Source organism: Okeania sp. SIO2F4 (assembly GCF_010672385.1).
Taxonomy (GTDB): Bacteria; Cyanobacteriota; Cyanobacteriia; order Cyanobacteriales; family Microcoleaceae; genus Trichodesmium.
Genome location: NZ_JAAHGT010001036.1, coordinates 1 through 3,314, shown reverse-complemented (window position 1 = coordinate 3,314; position 3,314 = coordinate 1). Strand labels below are relative to the sequence as shown.

The window sequence follows — 3,314 nt, the reverse complement described above, 5'->3', positions numbered from 1 at the left end:
TGATGAAAAGTGGGGTTATATTAATGAAAAAGGAGAAATAGTTATCAAGCCAGAATTTGATTCTGTTTTACGTTTTTCCCAAGGATTAGCACCAGTCAAAAAACTTAGTGAAAGATGGAGTTATATTAACAAGAATGGAGAAATAGTAATTCAACCGCAGTTTGAAGATGCGGTCTATTTTTCTGAAGGGTTAGCACGAGTTACAATTGATGGTAACTGGGGTTATATCGATAAAACTGGCAAAATAGTAATTAACCCAGAATATGGAGGGCAAACAGGGCGGGGTTTTTTTGTTGACGGATTAGCTGCTGTGAGGGTTGGTAATAGTTATGAATATGGATATATAGATAAGACTGGAAAAATCGTAATTGAAGTTAAATATGATTTTGCTGGAGATTTTATTAATGGTTTAGCTAGAATACAAATTGGCGATCGCTGGGGGTATATTGACAAAACTGGTAGGGAAGTTATTAGACCACAATTTGAATTTAGTCAAGATTTTTCCGAAGGTTTAGCAGCAGTTAAAATTGATGATAAGTATGGCTATATAGATGTTTCAGGCAATAGAGTTATTCAACCGGAGTATGATTTTGCTGGTAACTTCTCGGAAGGTTTAGTAGAAGTTAGGATAGATGACAAATATGGTTATATTAATGCTGCTAATGAGATGGTTATTGAGCCTGAGTTTGATAATGCTTTTGCCTTTTCTAATGGTATTGCAGAGGCGTGGGTAGAGGGCAAAAAGGGTTATATAGATCAAATTGGTAGGTTTGTCTGGAATTTAAGTAATTAGGGAACAGGCAACAGGGAACAGGTAACAGGGAAAAAACATAATAAAAAATAGGAAAAAATGTTTTATTTTTAGGATTTATGGAATTTTTTCTTGTTGGAATAAATCACAAATTTAAGATGTAACTGCCTATGCATGAATTTGGTATAATTTCTATTTCCTATTCCCTAAAGTTCTAAAACTTTAGTACCTGATTAACTCTAACTTGTCCATAGCGCTATAGTTGTGCTAACCACGCCTAAATATATATATGAGCGTGGTTAGTGGTACAACGAGACTAAAGATGCTTAGTCTTCTTGGTTCTCCTGCTCCCATAATGGTGAGAATATATATTTTTTTTCCATACGGACCACACGGACCACACGGACCACACTTCTTTTTCTCTACCCTGGGAGTCAAAATTCAAGATTGCAGCTATTGTACATTTAACTTGCAAGTTATCAATACTCCCCACACGGACCACACGGACCACACGGACCACACGGACCACACTTCTTTTTCTCTACCCTGGGAGTCAAAATTCAAGATTGCAGCTATTGTACATTTAACTTGCAAGTTATCAATATAATAAACCTTTATTGGCAGTATTTTTTTTACTTTTATATAGAAATAAGGATGTTTTAAATGTAAAAATTATCTCAATTTATAATCAATTCAACTTAATTTTGTGTTTAAAATTATATACAAAACCTGTATTATTGTCAATAGTAATATAAGCTTTATTTTAAATTAAGAATTGTAACAGTTGATACTAAAACCCTCGAAAAAATTGTGATACCTTAAAATCAAGGTTGAAAAATAACGACCATTAATGGCTAAAAAAAGCCACTATATTAGCAATAGCAATTACTCAGTTGAAAGGGGGAAATAACTATGAGTCTAAACCAGGAAAAACATCAATCTCCTCATCATGTTGTCATCGTTGGAGGTGGATTTGCAGGACTAGAAGCTGCCAAGCAGCTTGGGAAAGCACCTGTAAAAGTAACCTTGGTTGACAAAAGAAATTTCCATCTATTTCAGCCATTACTTTATCAGGTAGCTACAGGTAGTCTTTCCCCTGGAGATATTGCTTCTCCTCTTCGCGGTGTAGTTGCCGAACAGAAAAATACCCATGTTATTATGGGTGAAGTTGTGGATGTCGATCCCGAAGAGAAAAAACTCATTTTACGCGACCAAGAATTAGATTACGATACATTAGTTGTAGCTACTGGAGTTAGCCATAACTATTTCGGAAATGATTGGTCAGAAAAAGCTCCCGGACTAAAAACAGTAGAAGACGCATTAGAAATGCGTCGGAGAATATTCGCCTCCTTTGAAGCTGCAGAAAAAGAACCAGACTCAGAAAAACGGAAAGCACTCTTAACCTTTGCGATCGTCGGCGCAGGTCCAACAGGTGTTGAATTAGCAGGTGCTTTAGCAGAATTAGCTCACACTAAATTAAAAGAAGAATATCGTTCCATTAATACCAGCGAAGCTCAAATTTATCTGATTCAAAGTGGTGAGAGAGTGTTACCATCCTTTAAAACTGCTTTGTCAGAGAAAGCCAGAATAGAACTGGAGAAGTTGGGCGTCAACGTGATGACAAAAACACGGGTGACTAATATCGAAAACAATGTAGTCACTGTTCGTTCTGGAGAAACAACAAAAGACATTCCAGCTCATACCATATTGTGGGGTGCAGGAGTGAAAGCATCAGCAGTGTCTGAAGCAATATCTAATCGCACAGGTGCAGAATTAGACCGTGCAGGTCGTGTTTTTGTCAATGAAGACCTGACAATACCTGGTCATCCTGACATTTTTGTCATTGGAGACTTAGCTAACTTCTCCCATCAAGGAGACTCCCCAGTACCTGGAGTTGCTCCAGCAGCAATGCAGGAAGGAGTTTATGTCGCGAAGCTAATTAGAAAGCGGTTGAAAGGTCAGACCTTAAAACCATTCCACTATATTGACTATGGTAGTTTGGCTGTTATCGGTCGTCACCAAGCAGTTGTACAGTATAAAGCTATTCGTTTCTCTGGACCTCTAGCTTGGTTTTCTTGGTTATTTATTCATATCTACTATATGATTGAATTTGATAACCAACTAATTGTTATGATTCAGTGGGCCTGGAGCTACTTTACTGGTCAAGGTGGCGCTCGCCTAATTACTGAAAAAGCAACAAAAACGCCTACTTATGAAGAATGCCAGGCTCGCTATACTCCATTAGTGACAAGTGAATCATCTGTTGAAGCTTAATTAATATCAAATCTGGTAGTATCTAATACCGCCAGAAACCGGATTTGTTTTAAATGCCCCACCGTATAACATCTACTTCCCACAAACCCGGTTTCTGATAACATTTCGATTGCTAGCGGATTTGATATAACAGGGCATGATGTGATATAGAATCCGATTAAACACTCGTCATTGCGACGATAGGAAGCAATCCCGTGAGACCCCTGAGATTGCTTCCTTCCACTCCGTTCCAGTCGCTGCGGACGCAGGCTCTAGTAATTATCCGGATTTGATATGAGAGATGGGGAGT

Annotated in this window: 2 protein-coding genes; both read left to right on the top strand. The window is 37.9% G+C overall.

The features are described from left to right. On the top strand, positions 1–793 hold a 793-nt coding region (locus F6K22_RS36725), incomplete at its 5' end, for a WG repeat-containing protein (protein ID WP_293109635.1). Positions 794–1,663: 870 nt separating this feature from the next. Beyond that, entirely contained in the window at positions 1,664–3,025 is a 1,362-nt protein-coding gene (locus tag F6K22_RS36720; RefSeq protein WP_293109633.1) for an NAD(P)/FAD-dependent oxidoreductase, read from the top strand. The last annotated feature ends 289 nt before the right edge of the window (positions 3,026–3,314 follow it).